We start from the raw sequence: 25,376 nt of genomic DNA, 5'->3' as shown, positions 1-25,376 counted from the left end.
CAAGGCTGCTTCAAAAACCAGTGGTAATCTGGTCTAAAACTACCAAACGGACTCATAGCTCAGCTGGATAGAGTACTCGGCTACGAACCGAGCGGTCGCAGGTTCGAATCCTGCTGAGTCCGCCATACCCAAACAGGAAGCCCGCTCATTGAGCGGGCTTTTTGTTTTTCCAGGGTTTGTACTCCCAATCGCTTATACGCCCTACGCCCTATGTTTTACATACGGCTAAGGCGCTCCGTGCCTGCATGCCAAGCCCTTGGCAGCGCGTACACCCAGCTCGCGCAATGCCATTGCACCGATGGTTTCATGCGTTGTCAGAGCAATGACGCGCAAACGATTGTTATAGCCAAAAATTTAAGCGATCTGTCAGCTTGAGCAGTGTATGATTGCGCCCGTCAGCCCCGCCGGGGCTTGTGGATTACCACCATGGACTTACCCAGTAGTTACTCCCCAAACCGTTTCGTACAGATAGATCTAATCGATTGATTCCCCCGGCGTGCTCCGCGGCTGGGAGTGGAGTTCGCCTATGACTGAAGTAGAAGTAAAGAAAGCGCAAGAAAGCCTTCAGGACCGCCTGTCCCAGGTCGTTGACCTGCTTCAGCGCCAGCGCCTGGTCGAAGATGTCACCCACCGCCAGGAGGGTGCGCACAACGACCTGGTAGAAAACCTCGTCCACCGGCAGAATCTCGTCGAGTTGCAGCGCAAGCTCGATGACCTGCACCCCGCCGATATCGCCTACATCCTCGAAGCCTTGCCCCTCGAAGACCGCCTGACGGTCTGGCAGCTGGTGCGCTCGGATCGTGACGGCGACATTCTGCTTGAAGTGTCAGACGCCGTGCGCCAGTCGTTGATCGCCGACATGGACGATCACGAGCTGCTGGCTGCCGCCAAGGAAATGGACGCCGACGAGCTGGCGGACCTGGCACCTGAGTTGCCACGGGATGTGGTCCACGAGCTGATGGAAACCCTCGATGCCCAGCAACGCGAGCGCGTACGCTCTGCGCTGAGCTATGACGAGGAACAAGTCGGCGCGCTGATGGACTTCGAGATGGTGACCATCCGTGAAGACGTCAGCTTGGAAGTGGTATTGCGTTACCTGCGCCGTCTCAAGGAATTGCCCAACCACACCGACAAGCTGTTCGTGGTCGATCACGATGGCATTCTCAAGGGTGTGTTGCCGATCAAGCGCCTGCTGGTCAACGACCCGGACAAGCAAGTAGCCGACGTGATGGCCACCGATCCTGTGTCCTTCCACCCCGATGAAGACGCCTACGACGCAGCCCAGGCCTTCGAGCGCTATGACCTCGTATCGGCACCGGTCGTGGACAAGAGCGATCGGCTCATCGGTCGTTTGACCATCGACGAAATGGTCGACCTGATTCGCGAAGAGAGTGAGAGCGAAGTGCTGAACATGGCCGGTCTGCGCGAAGAAGAGGACATCTTCGCGTCGGTTTGGCGTTCGCTGCGCAACCGTTGGGCGTGGCTGGCCGTGAACCTGATCACCGCTTTCGTCGCATCCCGGGTGATCGGCTTGTTCGAAGGGTCCATCGAGAAGCTGGTTGCCCTGGCTGCGCTGATGCCGATCGTGGCGGGCATCGGTGGCAACTCCGGCAACCAGACCATCACCATGATTGTGCGCGCCATGGCCCTTGACCAGGTATCTCCCGGTAATACCTCGCGCCTGATGCGCAAAGAGCTGGCGGTGTCCTTGATCAACGGATTGATATGGGGTGGCGTCATCGGTGCCGTGGCCTTCTGGCTCTATGGCAGCTGGTCGCTGGGCCTGGTAATGACAGCCGCGATGACCTTGAACCTGCTGCTCGCGGCTCTGATGGGCGTGTTGATACCGATGACCTTGACGCGGCTGGGGCGCGACCCGGCAATGGGGTCGAGCGTGATGATCACCGCAGTCACCGACAGCGGCGGCTTCTTTATCTTCCTGGGGCTCGCCACGGTGTTCCTGCTCTAACGGCTCGGGGCGTTACGCCTTGCGTAACGCCTGGCCTGCCTGGGTGATAGATGGCAGGTAGGCGGCTACCCCTTAAAACAAAAAAGCCAGCATCAGCTGGCTTTTTTGTGGGTGACAGCAAAGGTTTGCGTCAGGAAGCGTCGGCGGCCATTTCCACGTCATGGGCAATCAGGGCAACCAGCGCATTCTGCTGGCGATGGGAGAGCTGGCGGAAGCGTTGCAGCAGTTCGCGTTCGTGCAACGACAGTTCAGGGCTGTCCAGGCGCATGCTCAATTCCTCACCCAGGGCACCTTCCTGGATAAGGCTCTGCTCCAGGCGTGCAATGATCTCCGAGTTCATGCTGCGGTGGTGGTTGCGTGCTACCTCGGCGATGCGCTCACGCATCCCGTCTGGCAGGCGAACGACGAACTTGTCAGCAGTGCGGCTCGAATAAATAGCCTGTTTCATTGGGCGCATATAAATTGACCAGATTTTGGTTCAGGGGAAGCGGTTCTCAAATTGGCCGCGCGGGGTGGAAATACGACCGCCTTATCGCCAAAATGTTCAACCGGTTGTGCAGATGGACGCTCATCTTGCCTCAATGCTGCCGTTTCCTTGGCGTCAATTCTGTGACAAATAGTGATCTTCATAAAGGCTTTATGCCAGTACCAATTATCAGAAATGAGCACTGGTTAAAATTTTCCCATGTCCAATAGCGGCCTCACGTCAGACGTATCCCCGCGAATCCTGCAAAAAACCTGAAACCTGCGCCGAAAGTAGCGTCAAACGCACAGGTTCTTAACCTGAGAGCATAGTGGCAATGCACCATGATGCAAGCTGCGTTTCGCCGCCTAGAGGCAAGCTGATTCTGTTGATCGGACCGTCTGGCGCGGGCAAAGACTCATTGATCGACGCTGCCCGACCTCAGCTGGCGGCAGCGCGTGTCGAAATCGCCCGTCGAGTCATCACACGCTCGCCTGAGGCCAAAGGGGAGGCCGCAGTAGGCGTCGATGCCGAGCAGTTCGAACGGATGAAGCTGCAAGGCGCATTCGCCATGCATTGGCAGGCCAATGGGTTGCAGTACGGTATCCCCCGGCAGATAGACGAGTGGCTAGCGCAGGGCAGGTCGGTGCTGGTAAACGGCTCGCGCGGCCACCTGGCTCAGGCGCGTATCCGCTACCCTGACTTGCTGGCCATCCGTGTGGACGTCAGTCTCGATATCCTGCGTCAACGCCTGCAGGCCCGCGGCCGGGAGACTCAAGCCGAGATCGACCAGCGCCTGGCTCGGCATGTCAGCTTGAGTGATGCGGCCGACGATGGCGTACGAACGGTGGACAACTCGACTACGCTGTCCACGGCAGTGGAGGCCTTGCTGGGCGTGTTGCGAGAAGAGGGCGTTATCCAGGCTCACTAGGGCTGCGGAAAAGGATTACGCTCAAATGGCACTCCAACACATGACAAACGGCGACACGCTGGTTAACATGCACGCCGTCCCGCTGAGCAGCGCCTGCTGCCAGTTGTTGTGTCTCAGTAGCTCAATTGGATAGAGCATCCCCCTCCTAAGGGCTGGATGTCACTAGTCAAGGGTGCATGGGTTGCGGGGAGTAGTGGGATGTTTCCACTATTTGCTTTTTCCTTGAAAGCCCCGTAGATTAAGGGTTTCAAGCTATCCGTCCCTGTAGTTTAATGGATAGAACGGGGCCCTCCTAAGGCCTTGATGTGGGTTCGACTCCCGCCGGGGACGCCATCTAGTAACTACTTTGGTTACTACTTCTTTGGTTGCTCAAAACGGCCTTACCACCATGGTGATTGTGTCGCTCAATGGAATGAGCCTCGTAGACTCAATCGCACAAGACCTGGCTGCTCCAGGGATGACTCCTGTCCTAGCTATCGAGCGAGCCCTTGAAGCTCACCTGCACGAGCAATTCAAAGCAGCATTTGCGCACGTCCTCGTGAAGCCACCGAAGGTCAAGTTCCACTCGATGTACTTCAAGCAGCGGTACGCTTCGCTGCCCGCGTTGCTTGGTAGTGGATACGAGACTTGGTATCCAGAAATCACTTTGTCCACCACCCTTGCTGACGCTTTCGATGAGGTCAAGGTTGCGGCTGAGTCTCTCGATTTGCTCCCCATTGTGTACGGTGGAGGTGTGTCCAGAGTCCATCAGCTGAAGCGGAAAGATCTGAAGCGGCAGTCGAATCATGTCGTCCGCATCAATCACATCAAGCTTGGCTCAGATGTGATTCACGCAGTCTTGACCCGCGTTGAGCAATCTCCGCCATCTCAGCCGCTCATTTCCAACCTTGACCCCTTGTCCAGCTCTTGGGGCCTAAGAATCGTATCGTTTGATCACATGCTGACTGCTGAGCGTTTCGTATGTGATTGCGCCAAAGCCTTCCATGAGAGCGTTTTGGCAGTCCATGAGGCTGACGGATACCACATGTCAGAGCTTCGTCAGTATCTGCCCACCTGCGCCTACAAAGCGTGTCTCTGTCACCTGTGCATCGCTAAGCAAAATCCTGGAGATGATCGGTACGGGTCCAGCATCGAGACGAGGTATGAAAGCTACCTGGATCAGGTAATGTTCGATCTGCGCGTTGATCAGAGAACTGCGCGAGCAGAAGTGATGCATGTGTTGGGCTTGAGCAAATGGCGGCGTGAGTCGACTCTGTACGGGCTAGTAAGAGAACTTTTCCCTGATCACCAGGTGCTTCGTGAAGCATCCCCAAAATGGCTGGGCAGGATGCGCCTGGACATCTACCTTCCTGAGCTAAAGCTTGCAATCGAGCATCAGGGAGAGCAGCACTATCGACCCCTTGCCGTTTTCGGGGGTGAAGAGGCGCACAAGAAGGTGATCGAGCGAGACGCCTTGAAGCGAAGCCTCTGCGCTCAGAACGGCATTGAGGTGGTGGACTTTCGATTCGACGCGCCGCTCACCAGTCGCTCAATCAGGCAAAGGCTTTCAAGGTTCCTGAGTGTTAAAGAATGACAAATTTTAGGGATTTGGACAGTGACTTCAGTGCCCTGATTGAGCTTATGTCGGCGATGATCGATGCTCGCGCCGGCAGCTCTATCGCTCAGGGGATGGGGTGGCTCAACGACATTCAAACTCTTTCGATCAAGCTTTTCAAGCAGCTCTGCTCTACGAAAAGCCTTGCCGATGGCTGTGTATTCAAGAGCACCACAGGCAAAAGCATTGAGTTCATAGACCAGGGTTCAGTGTCGATTCTCGCCCGTGCATCAGTCGAGACGTTCTTGGCTCTGCATTGGATTTTCGGTTGCCCTACTGATCGTTCTCAGTTTAGACATGCCCTGTGGCAATACGCGGGTCTTGCAGATCGCGTGAATCTGAACACCTCAACAGAGGAAGGGCGTACCAAACAGGCTGATGCAAAGCTTCAGCAAGCTGAATTACTCCAGTTCATTGAGGGCTCACCTCTGCTCTCGGAATATTCTCCTAAAGAGATCAAAGAGCTTAAAAAAGGTAATTGGAGGGTAGGATGGTCGTGGGGCAGCGAGGCTGTACGTGCCGGGTTTCACAAGCTGTACTTCGATAACGTCTACAGCCACTTATGTGGGTACTCACACAGCAACTACATCAGCGCTATGCAGATCGGGCAGGCACAAAGCATCGCTGATCAGTCCAGGCTCGCCTCAGCCGGCATTCAGATCAGCATCCATATTCTTGCGCATTTCATCCATCTGTATGCCTCTACCTTCTCACAAGCTGCCGATCTACTGGTAGCTTCGCCTGCTAAGCCCATAGCTGACTTGTGGCACTTCAAGGCGGAAGACATGAACTTCGTTTTTGAGCGAGAAAAAAGCGCCGATCACGATGAGTAGTGAGCGACGCTCTGCCGGCATTCAAGCTCGCCTGGGGCGGTCTTAGGCTGCTGGGTTGACCTGCTCTCGCGCTTCCCGCTTGAGCTTTGTGATAGCCTGGGCGAGCTTACCGACAAGCTTTGCATCCGGCTTGCAGGAGAATGTTTTCTCCGTTGACGTAGTGACTACGAAACGCAGTGATCTCAGCCAGGGTTCGCCTTCACGAAGCAGCAAAGTACCAAATCGCTCATACCAACCTTCGTCAAGCTCTGCTGGTACGTACCAATGCCCCTGGCCGCCATGATGCAGTTGAAGCGGGAGCGGATCGCTGTCCTGGTTACTGAACATCTGTGCGAAATGCGTTTTTGTCCGGAAACCGACCGTCCAGCCGAGACTGGTGACAGTGAATGGCCTGTCACCGAAATTCACGACTTTGAGCTGTACGACCTCTTCATGCAGCCTGTCACGGCCTGTGCTAACGACTATGCGCGATCCAGCTGAGCATTTCGCTTTTACTCGATTTGCATCGCTCGCAAGCTTTAATGAGAGACAGACTGCTGAGATCGTTCCCAAGGCCGCAAGCCAGTTCGCGAACCCGTTGATGATCTCCCAGTGGTCCTTGCTCAGTCCCAAGAATTCCATTTCAATCAAACCTCGTTACTGGAGCCAGGCCTCAACTGTGTCAGCACCGTACTGCGCCTTCCATTCCTTCAGCAGCTTGTGATTGCCGCCTTTTGTTTCGATGATCTCGCCGCTGTGCGGGTTCTTGTACTGCTTCACCTGGCGCTCCTTACGCTGTTTCTGAGCTACAGGTGCAGCACGCTCAGCTTTAGCATGCGGATCAAGGATCAGCTTGACTTCACGCAGCGAGAAGCCGTATTCGGCCAGCAGGTTACGCAGCTTGCTTTCAAACTCGATCTCGCGCTTCAGGCCGTCATCGTTTTTCAGCGCGTCGAGCTGTTTCAGCTGCTCTGCGAGTTGGGCTTCAAGTGCTTTGAATTCTGCGAGCTTAGACATGTAGCGGCTTCCTCAATGTGTTTGTAAGGCTGAGAGTGTAAGTGGTGATGCTGGTTAGAGTCAGGCTTGCAGAGCCCTGATCTGGGCAACGATTGCTTCGTTGAATTCTTTCGCTAGTGCTACGTCTTGCTTGTACTTCTCAAGCGTTTCCGGGCTTAGCTCGGTAGGCAGCGAGGGAACAATCAGCTGTGACTCTAGCTGCGCGATGACAGACCGAATACCAGGGCTGAATTCTTTGCCTAGTGGACGGAGGACACCGACCGCGGTTCCGGGGGCACCGATGTGTACCGATCCTGTAGCTGACTGGCGTTCGTCATCGAGTTGCTTCTCCAGGGTCAGGATCTCTGCGCCCAGTTGATCGTGAAGGCTGCTGAGGGCTATCACGTTCTCTTCAGATTCGCCGCGCTCTGCTTTCTTCAATCGCATCCCTGTGTCACGCCGGTCGATGCGAGCGTTATCGAGCATGATTTTGATGCGCTCGATTGCCGGCATTTCGGACATGGCTTGTTCGATAGCGCGTTTCACCTCGTGGATCTCGCGCTCGTAATAGGCAATACGTTCCCGAGACGACATGGCTGGTCTACCTATGCCGTCATAAACCGGATTGGCCGCGTGGTCGATTGCAGTCATAGCATCCTCAAGCGTCTTGAGCTTGCGGCGTAGGTGCCGGAATTTGCGTCCGATTTCGCTAATAGCGGGGCGGCCTGGTCCCTTTTGGCGAAGCTTTTCGCCTTTAGCGATAATCTCGTCTTCGGGAGTAGGCTCACGGCCTTCAGCAAGCTCCGCGTCACGCAGCTCCGCGATCTGAAATTCGTACGCGTCTTTAGCACGCTGACGCAACACTGGCAGCGAGACAGGCGGGCGGCCCATCTTCTTGTTGCCTTGTCGCTCAGCTTCTTGGTCGTCTTCGTCCTTTTCCAGCAACTCCTGCCATTTCCAATAGAGCGTTCCTGCTCTGTCGATCAGCTTCTGGATCGCGTCTTTTTTTGGTCTCACTGCTTTTCTCCTGCCTGCTGTCCATCCAGGAGAGCCGGCTTCTGGCCTGTGAATCCACGCCACATCTTTAGCAATGTGTTGTGCGTTTGCGGCTGTGTACGTGACGTGTGGCTGATTGCTGCATGTGTATTCATCGCTCTACCTCACTTTGGTGCATGCCGACGCTGATTCGTTGGGGACGTACTGCGTGTCGGGAGCTGTGAATGCATGCGGAGAAATCAAGCACTCCACACCCGCTGGCCACGTTCAGCGTTAGCTGGTCAAAAACCGAACATCTGACCGTTGAAGTGGCACTATGAGTGGCTACCCAGCAAAGGTAGGAGTCGAATGATAGATGTCAATAAAATAATCAAATAAATTTATTATAACGTCAAGAATTAGATTATTTTAGCGGTATAATATTTTTATTGACGTGTAATGCAAGCTATGTTTGACCCCCGCACCAAACCTCGTTCCTCGGTTTGATGCAGTGTTCAAACGGCATGTGCTCAAACCCTTCGGGTTCTGCGCGAGTTGTCAAAAACGCCAAATAAAAATAATAAGAAAGGTGAGTTATGGAAATGATAAAGAGCAAGGGCGGTCGCCCAAGAAAAGAAAACCCGAGGACTGTAGTGTCAGAGGTATATATGACCCCAGACGAGGCGGATGAGCTTAGAGCTGCTGGAAAAGCATATGGATTCGCATACTTTTCACAGTTCCTTCGTGTCGCTGCATTTGCCCTTATAAAGCAGAAAAGCATCGGCTTAGACTCAAGATCATCAATCCTGGCATCACATCTTGGTGCAATCATGTCAGACATAAATTCCCTGCATGAAATTTCAAGCCGTCCTGGTATGCCTGAAGCCGCATTCCTCATCTCTGGTTCAGTGCAAGAGAAAATTAGAAATTTGAACAACCTAATACAAAAACAATAATAAAAAGGTGATTTGTGATTATCAAAATTAAAGTGTTCTCAAAGTCGTTCCGTGAGCGAATAATTTACGAATTTGCAGCTCGTCAATGTGATCGCGAGAAAATCAAGCATGTCGAATTTATCGGTGGGAATCTTGTCTCAGCGAACCCGTACTACGAGTTCGTTGAAGCAGGTGAGCGCAAGGTCTTTGTAGACCCCGAGCAAATCATTGAAGAGTTTGAAAGCCATACAGCGATGTACAAGGGTGACAGCGACAAGCTGTGTGCCCACTACATCCTTTCCCTCGCCCCTGGCGAGAAGCTGACCAGCGCGGAGTGGCTGGTGGCCGTCAACGACTTCATGCGAGGGCTAGGCTACGACAGCTCTACTAAATATGTAGCTGTGGTGCATAGAGACACTGATAAAGAGCACGTTCACATCGTCGCTTCTCGTGTGCGTCTCGTGGATCGCGACCCCGGCAGTCAGCGTGCTGTCCTGGGAGCGAATTTCCAGCTCGTTTCTGACAGCAATGACAGACATAAAGGAATGGGTGCTGCTCGTGAAATTGAGCACAAATACGAACTCTCTACACCAAAAACTGACGGCTGGAGCAAAGAACTACCTGGCCATTCAGATCCAGCTAAAGATCATGCTCATATCATCCGTGGGATCTCGAAAGATGTATTCAAAGCTTCGAACAGACCTCGTACTATGTCACAGCTTGTTGATCGCCTAGCAGAGCGAGGCGTCCAAATCCGCGTTTCTGAAAAAAATGGTGTAGTACAGGGTATTAGCTACCGACTGGATAGACTGGATGGTCGATGGATTTCTGGGTCTACAGTAATGGCAACAAAGCTCACCTGGATCGCATTACAGCGAAACGGCGTAAGCTACTCGCCTTTCCGCGACAACGCAAAGCTTGGCGTAGGTATTGGTATCGCCCAGCCAGCAACACAATCTCTGAACAACGATGGTGCGTTATTTCGCGTGTACGTAAAGCTTCCCAAGCAAACAAAAGAGCTGAAAGAATATGTGCGTAAGCGCTCAATCCGCATGAATTTTTATAGCGCAGATGATCGTATTTCCACATATCTTGGCTTTAATGTTGGAATAAATTACTCTTTCAGGAAGCTTAAGAAAGCTGAGGTTGAACTGGAGAAAGAGCGCAAAAGGCTTGAAGATCTGCTTGGCCAAACAATGAAAATGGTTGAAACCATGCTCAAAAATCTCTTTAGTCTTTTTGAGGTAGACGTTGATTACGATGCTGATACTTCTGATATCACCAGGCCTGCCTTGAAACTGAGTGTCGGAGTTGAGGATAACGTCCTAGTACAGGATGCGGAGCAGTCGATCCACGAACAGAGCTTGGCTCAGCTACAGCGTTTAGCAGCGTGCTGTGCTGCTGAGCCTGCCATCTGTGAGCTTGCCTTTGAGCACCGCTGCGGTGACCCAGTTAGGTGAATCGGGTTGAGGTTGAGGCTGGCGATCTGATGTCAAAAATGTATTATGAGGCCTTACTGTTCAGTTATTCAGGATCGATAAATGTCTAGCGGGCCTATCTACAACGCATCGAGACCACACGTACCCGAGCGGATCAGGGAAGACCTTTTGGTCGAATCTGGCAGCAGATGCAGTGTGCGTCGTTGCACTGAGAATTTTACCTACTACGATATTCATCATATTAATTTCAATCGTGAAGACAATCGCCCAGAAAATCTAATTGTACTTTGTCTAGTCCATCATCGAATGGCACATGATAAAAAGATGAAGCGCTCAGTTCTTCAGCGCCACAAACTTGAGCTTAAGCGTGATCTGACCTCAATTGCATTTGTCCGCTCGACTGAGAGCGATAGAGCATACAATTTTAAAGAAATTGTACTTGATGCTTTCAGATACCAGGACTGTGAGGGATATAGGCAAATTCTTACTGGGGCTGGTTTTGATTTTCCAATGGAAATCTACTTTAAGCTTAAAGGTATTATTGAGGCTGAAGCTGATTATGAGCAAAGGCTAAGGTCTCATGATCCAGATCTACGTTCAAATCAAGATGAAGTAATGGATTTGATCGAGCAGCTTGTGAATATAATTGATGATTCGAATTATCGGGTTTTGGCTGATGATTTCCGATTTGTACCAGACGCTGCATTAGATACACAGGAATATTGGAATCAGGTTGAAAGGCAGGACGAGAGAGTCGATTCATTAGTCTTTAAGATTCTTCGAATTATGCAATCGATTGCTCAGTATGCGTCTGCTCGCTTTTGAAAAATAAATCCCATCTGCGATTTCTTAATCGGCTTGGGGCTTAGCGCTCAAATATGCTCCAGCAATGGATTGCCTCCATAGTCGAGATTTAAGTGCTCAAATTAAGTAGAAGGGAGAGCACGGCCGCCGAACTTTTTTCGGCAGTCAGAATCATGATTTTTTGGTCGTGCGGCCTCTCTTCTTTATTTATTATAAGTGTACGCTTCGCTTTGCGCAAAGATAGTTAATGGCATGCGCTACCTTATCTATTTTGCTTGGGGTTAAAATTGCCTGCTGCGTGATAATAAATTGTTTACTTGTTGAGGTGTTATGTGTTTTTTAAATATAATTGTGTTATTATTTTAATAAATAACAATTAAAAATAGTGGTGGTGATAGATGTATATTCGTATGAGTCAGTATTGCGATAAAGTTGTTGTGCTAAAGTCTGTTTCTATGTCAGTGGAAGCCTTTGACTCTAGCGGACATCCTCTCAAAGGTGTCCGTAAAAATACTACTGTGCAGGTGGCCTCATTTGGACTGGATGATCCCATTCGCCACCCTGAAATCTCGGACGATAAGGTCGCAGAGTTCGAAGCGTGGAGGGAGACTCAGAAGCAACGTATTGAGGATGCGTTCATCGACAGTGCAGTCGATGGCAAGCTAGGTGGCGTTCCGTTGCTGAAGACGAGGAGCAGCATGGGAAATCCGGCCTTCAAGGTCGGTGAGTTCAGTGGCTTGATCAGCAGCGTAGTCGCGTTGGAGCCAGGTGTAATGAAAGCCGTTTTGGTCGGCGGGGAGGGTGCGACGGAGCAACAGGATACCAGCTTGGTTTTGCTCGATGATGTGGTTACCAAAGAAGCGATATGCTCGCGTATCAGAGAGATCACCCAGGACATAATGCGATATCTGCACATTACGAATCGAAAGGGCACAGAAATTTTTCCGCTTGCAGATACGCTCGATATGCGTGCTGCATGGACCGCATTAGGCTGTGCCCTTGACAGCAGAGGTATCGGTCATAAGAAGGTGACCGGCCCCATAGCTGGCCGCAATGCTGCAAAAGAGGGTGCAGATATCTTCAATGAGATCAAGAAGCATGTTCAGGAGGTATGATCGGGAGCAAGGTCATCCACCAGTATGTAAGAATTTTATTCTCGAAAATGGCCTAAATTTAGGGCTTTCTTGCTCCTCGGTTAGAGCTTTTGTCACGTATGCCTCTACAGCGAGTACGCCTGCGTCTGGTATCGCTTCAATTACGTCCAAGGCAAAGCCGATGCTTATTGGGTGTCCTGCTTTTTCACATGCGTTTTCTAGTATCACTCTGACGGTAAAGTTTAAGTAGTGGTTAAGCAGCTTAAGCGTGTTAAGGGTGAGTTTGTATCTTGCTTCAATAAGGTTTATTAGCGGTTCCCAATTGTGTTTATTATTCTGTTGTTGACTCCAGAAAAATATTAGTCAATAGTTTTTTTAAATGTACAGAGGTTTCAGTACGGAAATCTTTGTCCGATGATAGATATTAAATGTAAGTAGCTAAAGTCGAATTAAGGCTTGGTGGTGGCTGGAGTGAAAATGTAAGCTGGCACTGTAAAGTGGCTGAATACGCCTGACCGTACCAATTGGTTCTGTCTATATCGAGCTGTAGTACGCAACGTGTTACGCCTGGCTTTCAGAGATGAGGGGAGGGTGAAGTCAGTCCGAACAGGGCGACATTCCTCAGACACGACGCCTGCACTGGCCGTAGGCCGTGGGCTGGTCGACGAAATGTCTCATTCGGCTTTGGTCACCTTCTCAGACTGCTCAATCAGGTCTCGCTGTAGCTGCATCTTCACTTCGCCCAACAGTTCGTCGAGGCTTCGACTTGGCTCGCGCCGGAGGTAGCACTGGATCACGAGTGTGAGGGGCGCGATGCTCATCACCTTCGCAAGTGAGTCGATGGTCTCAAGAGTGGGGGAGCGCAGACCCCGCTCAAGCAGGCTTACATACTCCCGGCTGACCTCAGGAGGAAAGTCGTTCTGCGCCAGATCGGCGCGCATCCGCAGCTCTCTCAGCGCTAACGCGAAAGCTTCTTTCAGATCGCTCACGAGCGCTCTCCGGAAAAAGAGAGCATATAGCCACATTGCGCCTTGAGTTTCAGCGTACTATAGTACGCAGAGTGACCGACTGAGGTAGATAATATGTTCGAAACCAACGACATGGGTCGCTTGGAAGACAGCCTTTTTTTCCCTCCTCAGCCTGGGGCGCATAGGTGGGCGTACGTCGCCCTTGCATCAAATCAAGAGTGGTTTTTCGTCACGTACGAAGCCGTTCAAGATGAAACCGCGCACAGGCAGCAACTGCTGATTCCAGGCCCGCAGTACCTGCTGGGGCTAGCTTCGAGAGGCGGCGAAGGGGAGAAGGTCATAGAGGTACAGTTGGTATCTCCTCCGTGGCTGAACGAAAGCGGAGGCTGGAAGATGCAGCCGCTGAGAAGAGTTCGCATCGTTGGGCGGCGTTTTTGCTATGAGCTTGATGATGGCAACTGCTATCCCTTCGAGCTTGCAGGTCAGCCGTCAAAAGTGATGTGGTCTAGCGAGGGGGTGAGCGTTGGATAGTAAAAATGAAATGATTCTCTGGGACCGCCATCGGGCGTTGCTTTCTGGTTTCGCCGAGCCGGATGTCTTGTTTGGCTTCGAATGCCTTGATGGTTGGCTCTCTCTCATTGGTGGAATGCTATGTTTGATCGAGAAATACAGTGATGAGTCTGCGTTGGAGGTACGTGTTGAGCAGGTCAAGGAAAAGTTCGGTCTGCTTCGTACGTACGTTCGGGGAGGTGATATTGTCGTCGATCGAATCCTGGATGTGGCTGAAATGGTATCCAGTTGCACTTGCGAGATCTGCGGTGAACCTGGTAAGCACTTTGAACTCAATGGTTGGCTTCAAGTCCGCTGCCTAAATCATAGACTACCAAATGACTCTGGTGCAGTTGTGTGTAGTTATAATGAGGCTTACGCCGTAAATTTTGCTAAGACGGTTTCATTGATGCTGCGGCTCTTCAACGACAAGTATGCATCCTGGCTGAATCAGGAATGTTTAGGGCTGGGTCGAGTTAGCCCTGTTGAAGCGCTGACTACTGTTCAAGGATGCCAAGCGGTATACGACCTATTGAAAAAAATGGAGCACGGAGTGCTTGTGTAAGTGAGAAGTTTAGCGGGTTTCAGGTTGGTCATGGTTGATGAGCCGGAATTGGAGGCTTTGCTTAGGCGTATTTTAGAGTCGAAGTTTGCGAAAGGTGCGGTTGATTTAACTGCTGTGCGAGATGTTGTTTCCTCGCCGCGATTGATGTCGTTTGGAGTGAAGGCGTTTAATCATCCAGGGTTGGCCCTCGCTGGGGATTCCTTTTTAGATACTTGCACTATGCTGGCGGATGGAGTGCACAAAACTTACGCCATATCGATTTATGATTGGAGGCAGATCGAAGCAAGTGTGGAGTACGTCGAACAATGTGACTTTCGTGATGCCTCTGTGATGAAGATACAGGTCTGGTCTGTTGATCCACTTAAGCTTAGTGCGTTTGCTAGAGGGGTGGCAGTAGCTTTGAGCTACAAACGTTCGGAGCTACTTGCTGAATCGAGAATATCTTCTGCATTGCATGAGCTGATGTCGCCGTGGGGCTTTTACAGTGACGAGTTTTAGCCTCTCTGTCTGATACAGTGTTTTCGAAGGAACGGTGGGACCTACCGGCCCTCTAGGGGTATCTCTTGATCAGCGATAACCTGTAGCATGAACGGTGGAAAGGTCTGGCCGTGGCTTGATAGGTGGATTATAGAAACTTTTTTTTGGGGGCGGCTGGCCTAGGCTCTCGACGCCGCTTCGACTTAGGCTTGTGCAGGTGTAAGGCGCACCGTGGGCGAGGTATTGCTGGTAAGCCCTCTGTGGTCCGGTAAACTGCGGTACCACTGGCGTTTCCTCTGGAGCGAGCGCGCTCCAATCTCAGAATGCTATCATTACAGTGTCCAGTGTCTGAGATTAAGTGGAGGCGAGCGTTTTAGATGGCAAGGATGATTCCGGAGCATGGCCCACGCAACACTGACAGCTTTGGTGAGCGGGACCTCTATTCAATCTTCAAATCTCAGTTATCTAACGACTACACTGTAATCCACAGCTTACCCTGGCTTTGCTCTGCTGTGAGCAAGCTAGATAAAGGATCTCGGCCTACAGGAGAAATAGACTTCCTCATCATCCATCCTGAGGATGGTATTCTAGCTTTGGAGGTCAAAAGTGGTAGGTATAAGTTTGAGAATTCGTACTTCGTTCATGTTCGCGATGGCTATCAAATTGACCCCCTTGAGCAGACTAAGCGAAATGTGCACGGATTTGCTTCGTGGCTTGGTGCCACGCCGTCCTTCCGATTTAGAGTTGGATATGGATTTGTTTTTCCTAACTCGGACTTCCAACGGACTCATCTGCCGGGGATGTTCGATACTAGCGCAAGTCCGCCACAACCCCTTTACATCGATTACGAGGCGTATCCAGATGTAGCGCAGAAAGTCGTCGAGCTTATGAGGTACTGGAAAGGTACGCATAGCCAACCTGATTTGGGCCTATCCAGGGCTCAAGATCTAATCGACTATCTCTCACCAACGGTTGACGGACAACCTAAGTGGTCTAGCCGCATTCAGTACGACAACAAAGTTTGGCTCCAGTTGACTAGCGAGCAAAGCTTGGTAGTAAAGTCTATTTTAAATAGTCAGAACTCACTCATCACAGGGTGGCCCGGTACTGGGAAAACTCTTATAGCTATTGAGGCCGCTCGAAAGCTTTCTACGGAGGGTCGGAGAGTTCTTGTACTTTCCTTCAACGCAAGGCTGACCGAGCATATTCGCACCCAGCTTACGGATTATAGGCTGTGTACAGTGATGACTTGGCACGGCATCTGCCGCCAGGCAGCGAATACCCTGTGCCACCCTTCTACGGGGGAGGAATGGTATAAGTCAAATTGTGTCGAAGACCTTAAGCTTGCAATAAACAAAGGACTTTTAGGTGTATACGATGCTCTGATTGTGGATGAGTCGCAAGCATTGGCGGAAGCTTGGTGTGAGACTCTAATATGCTGGTTTGACGGTAAGCCTAAAACGTTTTTCTGCGATGAAACCCAGGTTTTCAAGTTCGAGCGGAATGGTGTGACTTTGAATGGATTGAGCAAAATTCTCAGTGTTGAAGCGTTTGCGCTAACCATCATTCTCCGAATGCCTAAGGCAGTTACAGAAATTCTTTATGAGGTTATTCCTCCCAGGATTCAATTATCGTCACCGCGTAACTCCGAACCCGACACAGCACTCGAAGTCATCACTCTGTCGCCTGGTGAAGAGCTGAAGCGTATCAAGTCTGAGCTAGTTGAGAGTGGTGTTGCTTCAGGTGATATAGTTATATTAACGGGTGCGATAATAAGTAGGCAGTACTACGATTTTCTCAAAAGTGAGAAAATTGCGACTGAAAATATCGCTAGGTTTCGAGGTTTGGAAGCACCAGTTGTCATAGTCTTCGGTGCCGAAGCCTTGGACACGGCAGAGCTTTTCAGTGCTTACTCTCGTGCTACGACCAAGTTTGTGGCTATTTACAATGCCCATAATCGACAGTGGCGAGGTAATTTGGATTTCCAGGCTCGGTTGCAGGCCAATCCTGTGAGTGCGGAAATTCTTGCAAAAGCTCAGGTTCCCCTGCGAATAAAGAATTTGGTTGCTCGCTCGACTTCTGTTCAGTCGCTGGGGATGAAGAGCTTGGATGTTATGTGGGCTAAGGACTGGGGAGCGTTATTAGTTGAGTTTCAGGCCCATGAAACACAGCTTCTACTATGGGTGAATTATCTATCTCGAACTATCACTCACCCTATGTTCATATGGTATGGAGAAACGCTTACAAAATTTTATATGATTGTGCCCGAACTGGATGATGGAGTTGAATTCTGCAATCACTACACGTTGACTGTTGACGAGTGCAAGGCATGCGGTTGCCTAACACCGCACAGTGACACCACAAAAATTGGGTGTGCACTCTGTTACACGACGGAAAGCCGTCTTCTTCCGCCTGACCAAGAAGTCATGGACCGAATCGCATTGTATGATGCGGTGATCACCTCGCGGTTGCCAAAGGATCAGACTCTTGAGCTACGTCCCCATCTCCCGATAGAAGTGGCAGCAGTGGCGGCGTTGATGCGCGCAGAGAAGAACAAGGTCCGCAGCAAAGTCCTTATGGTCCAGTTGCCTTCGGGACGAAATTTTTATGTAACCGCCTTCGTTTTCACTCAGTCTAGGATTGCTGCATGTCTCACAGGCTCGATCATGTTAGTCGATGCGATCGCCGACGAAATTTACTACCGCTACAAAGAACTGGAACAGATCACCGTCGCTGAATGGCGTTCGATTGTCGCGAGCGCCTTTGCCACATTCAAGCAAAAGGGTTACGTGGAGTGGATAGCAAAAAAGACTTATCGGCCAGTGGAAGACTCCGAAGCTCCAATTCCCAAACGGTATAACGTCGACTGATATAGATCGTAGGAGGGGCTCCGTAATTCTCATGCTCAAGCGGACGCCTCTCAGCCTTTCCAGTAGAGGGGGCGGTAAATATCATCAAAACTGTGCAACGATCTTTGAAATGGTTATGTTTTTGGGGAAGTCGAAAAGATACCTTTTTGAACCGGACGTAACTATGTAACGACGTCTTGCGAAATCAATTTTTAGTCTTTGATCCGCTAGGTAGCCATGTTTGTTGGAAAGTTTATTCTCCAACTCAACCAGGTGGCGAACTTCGTTATCGAAAGCAATCCACAATTCTAGGGAGACGTTTCTGATTTCGGCATCCCCATCAAGCAGAGTTATGAGGTGGGAGCGTTGATGGCCTGCCATTGTACCAGCAGGTTGAAGTATGTTCATATGATGTTCGGGATCATTAACCATGCGTTTGTCGAAGTAGCTTTCATTGCTCTCTACTTCCGCTTTCCTAAATAGCTGTCCAGGCCAACTGGCTTCAGCTTTCATGTAAAGCTCTTTTATTTGGTAAATAGTGTGATGATCTCCAAAATTAATGGCATAAAATTTTTCATCTGTGAAAACTCCGAAGACTAGCTCTTTGTTGGTACCAACACCCCGTCTCGAAGTCAGATGCATATGAAAAATGTTGCTACAAGATAGGAGGAAATCGACTTTTTGCCAAATGATGTGGTCTTTGCTAAGGTAGGGTGAAAGGTCTTCGCCGCGGTGTATTTTTTCGCGAATCAAATTCCAATTGGGCTCGTGCTCCTTAGGAACGATAAAGTCTTTCCCATATTCGATTAGTCGAGGGCGAGGCGATATTTTCTTGCTAAGTATAGTGGAGTACACTATTGGAGCCATTCCTTTGACTGAACCTTGGATCTCGTCGAGATCTAAGCCAAACTCAATTCCTAGTTTTTCTTCATAGAAGCGATTATACCCTTCTACCAAAAGTAGTTTGTTGTAAACAATCATGCTTGACCTTAAGTAGAAATTATGAGGTGTGCGATCTTAGAAGTGATGCGTGAGGTCAAAACCTACTACACGCTGGTACTGCGCCGCAAGAGGTACAGAAAATCATATGTGAAAATACAGCAGAGGCCAAAAACCAAAAAAATTAGGATTGCATTGGCTGGTAACGCAGGTGAGCCATGCTAGAATACTTGACCACTTCACTTGCTTAGACTCAGCCATGCCAATGTTAGAAGAATTTAAAAAATTATCTCTCGAATTTATCAGAAAAATTTTGCTGCCTGATTTCTCTAATAAGCTCACCTGGCTGGTAGTGGGTGCTGGAACAACGATTTTGTTAACCCCGGACACTGCGAGCGTTATCATAGCCAACTGGCTGATTGATACTTTCAATTTGAATTTCGTCTCAAAATTCTCCTTGGCTGAGCTGCAAAATAGCGATAAAGATAAATTTTATGGAGCGCTACTCATTCTGGTTGGCCTTGCGCACAACCTACTAGCGAATTGGGTTACAAAATATCTTACTCACAAGGCAAATATAGCAGAATCGAAAAGACTCGCTAAACAGCATGAAGAGTCTGTTAAACGAGCTGAAAGACAGCGAGTGGTTGACCAAGAACTGCTAAGAAAATTTTTGAGCGATCTTCCATCCAACGGTCGCTCACTAACCTTTCTCAGAGACCATGATCTGGGCAGTTCATTTAATCAGACGTATGTAGATGAAATCGAATTATTTGTACTTAATTGGAACTGTGCAGAGAAGAAGTTCCTGAATGAAGAGCTTGAAGGAAAACGCCAGGCATTATGGGAGGTCCTTAATCGATTTAATACCAAGCTGGCGATGAGTGCATATGATCTAAACGGTGGCCCTATGTACTCATGTATTCCTGATCAGTTCAGAGGTCGAGACTGGCCACCATATGTTGACAGCAAGATTAAAGAACTTAATGCGCTCAGTGCACAGTGCTATCATCTTTACAATGAATTTGTAATGCTAGCAAGACGTTCCCTCCAAGCTTGATATTATCTATATTTCACCGAAGCCCTTTAATAGGAATGGGCTTCTGTGTCCACCGTAAGTATTAGCTTAGTTGGGGTAGTCGCTATTTATTTTAATTTAACCGTCGCGCTGTAAGCCGATTGTTGGCACGCCCTTACGGCTCGGCCGCTTAGGCCTTGCTACCGAATCAATGGAGCCATATCGGTCAATCGCGGGCGCCCGTTCTGTTCAGCAATTGATCCAAGAGTTTGCTGCCAGTGTGCGTCGGCAAATAGACGAGAATGCGCTACAGGCTTTCTTGATCAAGAGCACGCATTCGCTGGCTAGGCGGGCTAGACTCGATGGTCTTGCGCCGCTTGCCCGTAACGTCTAAGTGAGTAACGTAGCTTGTCGCTAGGACACATCACGGCCAACGCGCCACAGGTAAAGATCGACGAAGCGCCACGGAAGCATGTGCGCTCAGAAAAACGAAACCAGCCCGGCCGCCTAGCCAAAACGCTGAGCGAGGCTGAGCTGCAAATTAGGCAAAAGTATGGCAAAACGTCCTCAACGCTCCCGCTCTTCAAAACTCACTGGCGGTGAAGGCTTCACCTATGAAGACCTCGTCGTGGCTTACTACCTCACAGCGCTACTGCGCGAAGAGTCTGCGATGGCAACACGCGGAGTGGTGGTGCGCGTTGCCGTTCAACAACATCGTCAGGGCGAGCCCATGGACGACCTCGTTGTCGACTCTGAAGCGGCTGGTCAACAAACGAGGACCAGCCTCCAAGTCAAAAGCAAGGTCGTCATCAGCAAGAATGATTCGGACTTCAAGGCGATCATGGCTGAGGCAGCCGCAACGCGAAAAAAGCCAGACTTTAGAGTTGGTTCTGATCGGTACGGCTTTGTAGCTGAAACCGTGGCAATCGGCCGTTTCGACGCTCTGAGCAACATCATTTCGCGTGCTGTAGCAAGCACGAATGGAGCGGACTTCGCATCTCGCTTTGTGAAGGGCGGCGAGTCGAGCGTTGAGGACATCAGCCTCCGAGAGGAGCTACTACCTCTCACTCAAGCTGGCAACTCGCAAGAAGAGTGGGAATTTTATCGCCACTTCGTAGGCCACCGATTCGACAACCTTGCTTCGGGTGGTGACCGGTACGCCGACCTCACCAATCGTCTGGGTGAGATTTCGATTTCTGGGGGTGAAAATTTTGCGGAGGTCTTGGCGCGCCATGTCCGCGCCGGCGAAGGTTCTGCGCGAGTCTGGAAAAGGAACGAGTTGATTCACGAAATGCGCACCCTGGTAAAACTGCGCATTGCTCCCGTCTATGAGCCGGATATTGCCATCCTTACCGACCTAGCGAAGGACGCAGTCGCGGACATTCGAGACGATATTGCTGGATTTACTGTAGATCGGCCCGCGCTTCTCACCTTATCGGAGGAAGCGGTAGCGCGCCATGTGTTGACCAACATCAGTGGGCTTCCCGGCTGTGGAAAATCGGTGGTGCTCCGCCGATATGTCGAGCGAGCCATGAAGAATGGACCGGTGCTTTTCTTAAAATCCGACCGCTTGGAAGGGGCGAACTGGAGAAGCTTTGCGAGACACCATGGGCTCATTCACCACACAGCTGCGGCACTTCTCGGCGAGATCGGAGGCTCGGGCACACCCATTCTCTTCATTGATGGGGTCGATCGCATCAATCAAGAGAATAGAGGCATCATCACCGACTTGTTACATGCAATCGAACGAGAGACAGAACTCGCTCATTGGCGTGTTTTGGTAACCTCTCGCGACCAGGGACTTGAGGTACTGAGGTCATGGATATCCAGATCGCTTTACGCTACCGGTGGCATCGGGAACGTGACTGTCGGCGTGCTGGACGATGAAGAGGCTACTGTCCTTGCAAAGCAGCATACTGCGCTCCAGCCTCTTCTGTTCGGCCTACCTGCGGTTAGAGAAATCGCACGCCGTCCTTTCTTTGCTGCCGTACTCGCGGATCAAGCTTCTAGTCTCGGATTCGATCAAGGTGCTCCTCAGACCGAGAGTGAATTGATTGAGGCCTGGTGGCGCGCTGGAGGCCACAATGTTGAACCTGAGGCCGCGGATGCTCGCCAACGAGCCATCCTTGACTTTGCCGAGATGGGGGCCTCTTCGCTCGGCAAAGACATTCACGGGCGTGCAGTAAAACCAGAGAGCATTGCTCAACTCCAAGGACTGAGGCGCGATAAAATCATCGACGCTGTCGAGGCCGGGACAGCCTACAAATTCACACATGACATCTTCTTCGAGTGGGCATTCTACCGCCTCCTGATCGACAAGCGTGGAGACTGGCCTGACGCACTAGTTGCAGCTGGTGAGCCTCCACTGCTTGCGCGCATCGTTGGCCTACTTTCGCAGCGCGATTACGAGCGAGGCCATAGTTGGGGCAGTACATTTGCTGAACTGACTCAACGCCATCTGCGCCCTCAGTGGCGACGAGACTGGCTGCTGGGACCCTCTGCAAGTGGCAGGTTTCTGGAGCACGTCGCGGCATTTGATGCGCTCACATCGGCTGGCCAACATGCCCTTCTCCACAAGTTTTTAGTATGGTTTCAAGCCGAGCGGACGATCCCTAGTCCGGTCGTTCTGCAAAGTCTGAATCTAGGTTTCGAAAGCTCAATGCTCGTCCGAGCTGCCGACATGTTGGGGTGGCCCTCGGATGTGCCAACTTGGCGACGCGTACTGGAATGGGTGTTTGCCAGGCACATCGACTTCCCAGCGCAAGCTATTCCTCATGTGGTTGACCTGTTCGGCGTATGGCAAAACATGTGTTCCGACGTCCCGAACGTGCCTTCGGCCAGACTCATCGCAATCTGCGAGGAATGGCTCATAGATCTTGAGACGAAAAAATCAGAGCGCTGGGCAGGTCTCAGGAGCGACACACTCGACAACCTGGCTGGAGACTTGCGCAAGCTCATCCTGCGCGCTGCGCGTAGCTATCCAGAACCCGCTGGGCGTGCACTGGATCGAATAACGGCTTGGGAACGCAGAGAAAACACGGTACTGAAAACGGTTTTCGCGCTCTCTGGAGTGCTAGCACAATCCTTCCCCGAGAAACTTGCACAGCTTGTGCGGACCGAAGTTCTGGGCGAGCTTCCGAAGGACGAGCGCGACCGCAAGAGACGCCAGGACGAAGAATATTTTGCGAACCTGAAGGCGGTGAGAGATAAGCCCGAGCAGGATCGTAGCGAAGCCGAAAAGCGTATGCTCAATCACTCTCACATGTTCCACTCCATCGGCACTGATCGTTACAGCCTCGATCACATCGGCGTGGACCGGGGCGACAATCTCTTCTATCCACAGTCTCCGGCGCATGAGCCTTTTGACGGCCTTTTTCAGAGCGCTCCGCATGTCGCACGTGCACTGGTCCGCGACATTGCCAATCACGCTACAACCGGCTTTCGCCAAATTTACGAGATTAACCGCCAAGAACTTGGAACTCTGATCCCGATTCAAATCAGCTTTCCGTGGGGGCAGCAAACCTTCTGGGGTAACCAGCGGAGCTATTCGTGGTACTTCGGTGAAGGGGGGCCTCTCCCAGTCGAGGCGGCCTATCTAGCACTCACGCACTGGGCACACAAAAGGCTCGACGACGGCGCGGACCTGGCCGAACTGATCCAGCAAGTCACCGAGGGCCATGAAGGTATCGCAGCGCTCGGGCTTGCCGCGTCTCTTGTAATCGAACGAAATGAAAGGTCACCCGCTCTTCGCGCACTGCTGGTCTCTCAGCGTTTGTGGAGCCACGATCATATTCGACACGTCCAAGAAGGCAGTCGGGATATCAATCTGTTTGGGCTGGACCCCAGGGCGCGCATGAACCCCAAACAGCGAGAGGGAGATGCCTATCTCAAAGGACGCAGTTACCGCAAGTCCTCTCTGAAGGATCTGGCTTACCTCTATGCGCTTAGTGAAGATGAAGGTGAGCGAACCTCTTTCATGACTGATATCGGTCAGTTTCCGACCAATCTTCCTTACGAAATCGAGGAGGAAGTTGGCAATGAAGTTTTGGAGACAGAGATGCGCGAGCGGGCGCAGGGATGGGCACAATTTGCGAACAAGGACAATTATCGCCTAGTGAAAATGTGCGAAAATGAGAACGTTGCGCAGGTTATCTATCGCAATCCAACAGAAATTAGCGAATCTCGTAAAGAAAAATTAGAAGAAAACGCAAAAACGCTGCATGACTTTAACATCGTTGCATGGGCTGCTGATTCTCTCAGCAAGGGAATAATCAATGTCCAAGCTACAATTGAAACTGCTGTGGCATTCGCAAGGACACGGGAGGATTCGAGCCTTCTGCTCAGGATCGAAGAAGCCGGTGCGGGAATAGCAATCAGACAAACAGCTGTCGTGGCGTGCGCCGCAGCGGTCATTCGATTTGATAGCACAGCAGAAAATCTTGAATGGGCTTGGTCGATCATGGATCGTATGGCCGAGATCAAAGAGCCAAACGGCCTGTTCGGCTACAGCAAATATGCCGATGACCCTCGAAATTATTACATGGCCGCGATCAAGCGCGACCTGGAGAGCAACTCGCCGAGGCCTACGTCGGCGTCCCGCCTTCTCACCTTGGCAGCTGACCCCAATCCGAATATTTCTCAGACAGCTTTCACCGGCCTCTTTGACGCACGGGTGATGCCTGAATCGCTCGTCTGGAATGCCGGTATTCTCGCATCTGAACTATTCGCCACCCATTTTTCTAGTCGTTCCTTTGAAAATAACGGACAAGACAAGGAGGCTAGCGCTCATCGTGAGGCTGCGTTGAGGCGAGCGATTGAGCGCTTAGACGCACCTGAGAGCAAATCGACATTCATTGCACCTCCGCAACCTTGGGTCCGCAGTCCTGAGCGGCTTTACAGAGGAAAACGCTACGACGACGACTCCCAAGAGTGGACATATCCTGAATTCGACATCGATCCGCAGTATGCAGCAGGCGTGATGAAACTGTTCCCCATTGAAGCCTGGGGAGAAAGTGATGCGTATCGCCCTCAGATACTCGCGTTCACCGGAGAACTGATTTCGTGGACAGCAGGGCGGATGTTCCCCTCATTCGGTGATGAAAAGGATGATCCCTCAACGCAGCTTTACGAATGGCTCGATGCATTAGCAGGTCTGGTGGCACGCGTCATCGTCCACACGTCTACCGATGCCATAGCACATGCGTTCGTTGAGCCTTTGATAAAGCACAAACACAGAGACGTGCTTCAGTTCATCGACGTGTTGACAGATCACCTGACATGTCGCTTCATCTACGATGCGCCTGTGCTGTCCAAACGGGTTCTTGGCGTTCTAAAAGTGCTGATGAGCCGAATGCTAGACGAGGGCGACTTCTCGCCGGACAGTTATCGCTCCGGAGAAATTCGAGATCGGCACCTCAACTCGATGATTCGCTCCTTCATGTTGACGTCCGCGAAGGAGTGTCCAGGTGCAGCACGCTTTGCAAATGGCAAGTGGGACGACCTTCCAATGCTTTTTGGTCAGATCGATCTACTGATGACGGCAGCGGGTTGGGTAGACTCGGTAATGGATCAGTTTCTAATCCTCAGCGAGCGGGCAGGTAGCTTAATGCCTATCCAGGACTTCGAGCGCTTAGTGTCGGTAAGCATGGACGCCGAGGGATTCCGCCTAGAACGCTGGAAGGCAGCGGACATTCCGGCATCTATTTCAGGGGTCATCCAAAGCCTCGCACATGCCAACTACCCACTGACGCACACGCAAGCCCGCGGCCTGCTAGTCATTCTCGACCGCCTTGTAGACAGTGGCGACCGACGTGCAGCAGCACTCCAACAGTCGGAACACTTCCGGGGAATTCAAGTAAAAGGGATGGTGAAATAATGCTCGTTCCTGCATCCAAACGGTACTACCGGAGCGGAATTGTTGAAGACTATCTTTAGGACTAACCTAGCGAACCTCATATAACAGACAAGATCGGTAGGGTGATTGTGTCCGCTCTTAGAAA

The 25,376-nt window shown here is 51.2% G+C and carries 20 protein-coding genes and 2 tRNA genes; 16 read left to right on the top strand and 6 right to left on the bottom strand.

Translation table 11 applies throughout. The features are described from left to right. Positions 1-48: 48 nt before the first annotated feature. A tRNA-Arg gene (locus MOP87_RS14285) sits at positions 49-125 on the top strand. Between the two features lie 401 nt (positions 126-526). Continuing rightward, complete coding sequence (gene mgtE, locus MOP87_RS14280) at positions 527-1,969, top strand: magnesium transporter (RefSeq protein WP_023533822.1); 1,443 nt, start codon at positions 527-529, stop codon at positions 1,967-1,969. A 130-nt stretch (positions 1,970-2,099) separates the two neighbouring features. On the opposite strand, the gene MOP87_RS14275 is transcribed toward mgtE, so the two are convergent. Further along, complete coding sequence (locus MOP87_RS14275; protein WP_027915923.1) at positions 2,100-2,426, bottom strand: Arc family DNA-binding protein; 327 nt, start codon at positions 2,424-2,426, stop codon at positions 2,100-2,102. A 343-nt stretch (positions 2,427-2,769) separates the two neighbouring features. Between MOP87_RS14275 and phnN the strand changes: the two genes are divergently transcribed. The 4 genes from phnN (at position 2,770) to MOP87_RS14255 (ending at position 5,790) form a co-directional block, all read left to right on the top strand. After that, entirely contained in the window at positions 2,770-3,363 is a 594-nt protein-coding gene (gene phnN / locus MOP87_RS14270) for a phosphonate metabolism protein/1,5-bisphosphokinase (PRPP-forming) PhnN (RefSeq protein WP_110607041.1), read from the top strand. A gap of 258 nt (positions 3,364-3,621) precedes the next feature. Then, positions 3,622-3,696: transfer RNA gene (locus tag MOP87_RS14265), tRNA-Arg, on the top strand. Positions 3,697-3,709: 13 nt separating this feature from the next. Then, positions 3,710-4,936 carry a hypothetical protein gene (locus MOP87_RS14260; protein WP_242809712.1) on the top strand — a complete coding sequence of 409 codons (1,227 nt, stop codon included), beginning with the start codon at positions 3,710-3,712 and terminating at the stop codon, positions 4,934-4,936. A gap of 47 nt (positions 4,937-4,983) precedes the next feature. Then, positions 4,984-5,790: a DUF5677 domain-containing protein gene (locus tag MOP87_RS14255; protein WP_242809710.1), complete on the top strand. Its 807-nt coding sequence runs from the start codon at positions 4,984-4,986 to the stop codon at positions 5,788-5,790. Positions 5,791-5,832: 42 nt separating this feature from the next. On the opposite strand, the gene MOP87_RS14250 is transcribed toward MOP87_RS14255, so the two are convergent. The 3 genes from MOP87_RS14250 to MOP87_RS14240 are packed head-to-tail and all read right to left on the bottom strand — an operon-like array spanning position 5,833 to position 7,782. After that, a complete protein-coding gene (locus MOP87_RS14250) occupies positions 5,833-6,411 on the bottom strand; it encodes a hypothetical protein (RefSeq protein WP_242809708.1) in 579 nt (192 codons plus the stop codon). Between the two features lie 15 nt (positions 6,412-6,426). Further along, positions 6,427-6,786, bottom strand: coding sequence for a histone-like nucleoid-structuring protein, MvaT/MvaU family (locus MOP87_RS14245; protein WP_242809707.1), 360 nt, complete (start codon positions 6,784-6,786; stop codon positions 6,427-6,429). 60 nt (positions 6,787-6,846) lie between these two features. Continuing rightward, positions 6,847-7,782: a hypothetical protein gene (locus MOP87_RS14240; protein ID WP_242809705.1), complete on the bottom strand. Its 936-nt coding sequence runs from the start codon at positions 7,780-7,782 to the stop codon at positions 6,847-6,849. Positions 7,783-8,336: 554 nt separating this feature from the next. Here MOP87_RS14240 and MOP87_RS14235 point away from each other — a divergent pair. The 4 genes from MOP87_RS14235 to MOP87_RS14220 all read left to right on the top strand — a co-directional run bounded on the left by MOP87_RS14235 (position 8,337) and on the right by MOP87_RS14220 (position 12,033). Further along, complete coding sequence (locus MOP87_RS14235) at positions 8,337-8,696, top strand: hypothetical protein (protein ID WP_242809703.1); 360 nt, start codon at positions 8,337-8,339, stop codon at positions 8,694-8,696. 14 nt (positions 8,697-8,710) lie between these two features. Then, positions 8,711-10,135, top strand: a complete 1,425-nt coding sequence (locus tag MOP87_RS14230) for a relaxase/mobilization nuclease domain-containing protein (protein ID WP_242809701.1) — start codon at positions 8,711-8,713, stop codon at positions 10,133-10,135. A gap of 174 nt (positions 10,136-10,309) precedes the next feature. Then, positions 10,310-10,939, top strand: a complete 630-nt coding sequence (locus MOP87_RS14225) for an HNH endonuclease signature motif containing protein (protein WP_242809699.1) — start codon at positions 10,310-10,312, stop codon at positions 10,937-10,939. A 377-nt stretch (positions 10,940-11,316) separates the two neighbouring features. After that, positions 11,317-12,033, top strand: coding sequence for a hypothetical protein (locus MOP87_RS14220; protein ID WP_242809698.1), 717 nt, complete (start codon positions 11,317-11,319; stop codon positions 12,031-12,033). Between the two features lie 653 nt (positions 12,034-12,686). Here MOP87_RS14220 and MOP87_RS14215 read toward each other — a convergent pair. After that, positions 12,687-13,001 carry a helix-turn-helix transcriptional regulator gene (locus MOP87_RS14215; protein ID WP_242809696.1) on the bottom strand — a complete coding sequence of 105 codons (315 nt, stop codon included), beginning with the start codon at positions 12,999-13,001 and terminating at the stop codon, positions 12,687-12,689. A 93-nt stretch (positions 13,002-13,094) separates the two neighbouring features. On the opposite strand from MOP87_RS14215, the gene MOP87_RS14210 reads away from it, so the two are divergent. The 4 genes from MOP87_RS14210 to MOP87_RS14195 all read left to right on the top strand — a co-directional run bounded on the left by MOP87_RS14210 (position 13,095) and on the right by MOP87_RS14195 (position 17,441). Further along, positions 13,095-13,511 carry a hypothetical protein gene (locus MOP87_RS14210; protein WP_242809695.1) on the top strand — a complete coding sequence of 139 codons (417 nt, stop codon included), beginning with the start codon at positions 13,095-13,097 and terminating at the stop codon, positions 13,509-13,511. Next, positions 13,504-14,094 carry an MbcA/ParS/Xre antitoxin family protein gene (locus tag MOP87_RS14205; RefSeq protein WP_242809693.1) on the top strand — a complete coding sequence of 197 codons (591 nt, stop codon included), beginning with the start codon at positions 13,504-13,506 and terminating at the stop codon, positions 14,092-14,094. Before MOP87_RS14210 ends, MOP87_RS14205 begins: the two co-directional genes overlap by 8 nt. Before the next feature lie 30 nt (positions 14,095-14,124). Further along, entirely contained in the window at positions 14,125-14,592 is a 468-nt protein-coding gene (locus MOP87_RS14200) for a hypothetical protein (protein WP_242809692.1), read from the top strand. Between the two features lie 356 nt (positions 14,593-14,948). Next, entirely contained in the window at positions 14,949-17,441 is a 2,493-nt protein-coding gene (locus MOP87_RS14195; RefSeq protein ID WP_242809690.1) for an NERD domain-containing protein/DEAD/DEAH box helicase, read from the top strand. 84 nt (positions 17,442-17,525) lie between these two features. Here the strand turns inward: MOP87_RS14195 and MOP87_RS14190 are convergent, their stop codons facing one another. After that, entirely contained in the window at positions 17,526-18,401 is an 876-nt protein-coding gene (locus tag MOP87_RS14190; protein WP_242809688.1) for a hypothetical protein, read from the bottom strand. A 217-nt stretch (positions 18,402-18,618) separates the two neighbouring features. On the opposite strand from MOP87_RS14190, the gene MOP87_RS14185 reads away from it, so the two are divergent. Together MOP87_RS14185 and MOP87_RS14180 are read left to right on the top strand one after the other, a co-directional pair. Next, on the top strand, positions 18,619-19,419 hold the full coding sequence (locus MOP87_RS14185) for a hypothetical protein (RefSeq protein ID WP_242809687.1): 801 nt from the start codon (positions 18,619-18,621) through the stop codon (positions 19,417-19,419). A 688-nt stretch (positions 19,420-20,107) separates the two neighbouring features. Next, positions 20,108-25,252: a hypothetical protein gene (locus MOP87_RS14180; RefSeq protein WP_242809685.1), complete on the top strand. Its 5,145-nt coding sequence runs from the start codon at positions 20,108-20,110 to the stop codon at positions 25,250-25,252. Positions 25,253-25,376: the final 124 nt, after the last annotated feature.

The organism is Pseudomonas sp. I3-I5 (genome assembly GCF_022699445.1).
GTDB classification, from domain to species: domain Bacteria; phylum Pseudomonadota; class Gammaproteobacteria; order Pseudomonadales; family Pseudomonadaceae; genus Aquipseudomonas; species Aquipseudomonas fulva.
Note: the sequence above shows the minus strand (reverse complement) of the source record. Positions and strands in the feature narration are given on the sequence as shown.

Bases quoted from the DNA above. Each gene is read 5' to 3' on its own strand.
- MOP87_RS14210 (WP_242809695.1), top strand. From the start codon at position 13,095: ATGTTCGAAACCAACGACATGGGTCGCTTGGAAGACAGCCTTTTTTTC.
- MOP87_RS14200 (WP_242809692.1), top strand. From the start codon at position 14,125: ATGGTTGATGAGCCGGAATTGGAGGCTTTGCTTAGGCGTATTTTAGAG.
- phnN (WP_110607041.1), top strand. From the start codon at position 2,770: ATGCACCATGATGCAAGCTGCGTTTCGCCGCCTAGAGGCAAGCTGATT.
- MOP87_RS14190 (WP_242809688.1), bottom strand. From the start codon at position 18,401: ATGATTGTTTACAACAAACTACTTTTGGTAGAAGGGTATAATCGCTTC.
- MOP87_RS14245 (WP_242809707.1), bottom strand. From the start codon at position 6,786: ATGTCTAAGCTCGCAGAATTCAAAGCACTTGAAGCCCAACTCGCAGAG.
- MOP87_RS14255 (WP_242809710.1), top strand. From the start codon at position 4,984: ATGTCGGCGATGATCGATGCTCGCGCCGGCAGCTCTATCGCTCAGGGG.
- MOP87_RS14275 (WP_027915923.1), bottom strand. From the start codon at position 2,426: ATGCGCCCAATGAAACAGGCTATTTATTCGAGCCGCACTGCTGACAAG.
- MOP87_RS14250 (WP_242809708.1), bottom strand. From the start codon at position 6,411: ATGGAATTCTTGGGACTGAGCAAGGACCACTGGGAGATCATCAACGGG.
- MOP87_RS14220 (WP_242809698.1), top strand. From the start codon at position 11,317: ATGTATATTCGTATGAGTCAGTATTGCGATAAAGTTGTTGTGCTAAAG.
- MOP87_RS14185 (WP_242809687.1), top strand. From the start codon at position 18,619: ATGCCAATGTTAGAAGAATTTAAAAAATTATCTCTCGAATTTATCAGA.
- MOP87_RS14235 (WP_242809703.1), top strand. From the start codon at position 8,337: ATGGAAATGATAAAGAGCAAGGGCGGTCGCCCAAGAAAAGAAAACCCG.
- MOP87_RS14195 (WP_242809690.1), top strand. From the start codon at position 14,949: ATGGCAAGGATGATTCCGGAGCATGGCCCACGCAACACTGACAGCTTT.
- mgtE (WP_023533822.1), top strand. From the start codon at position 527: ATGACTGAAGTAGAAGTAAAGAAAGCGCAAGAAAGCCTTCAGGACCGC.
- MOP87_RS14180 (WP_242809685.1), top strand. From the start codon at position 20,108: ATGGACGACCTCGTTGTCGACTCTGAAGCGGCTGGTCAACAAACGAGG.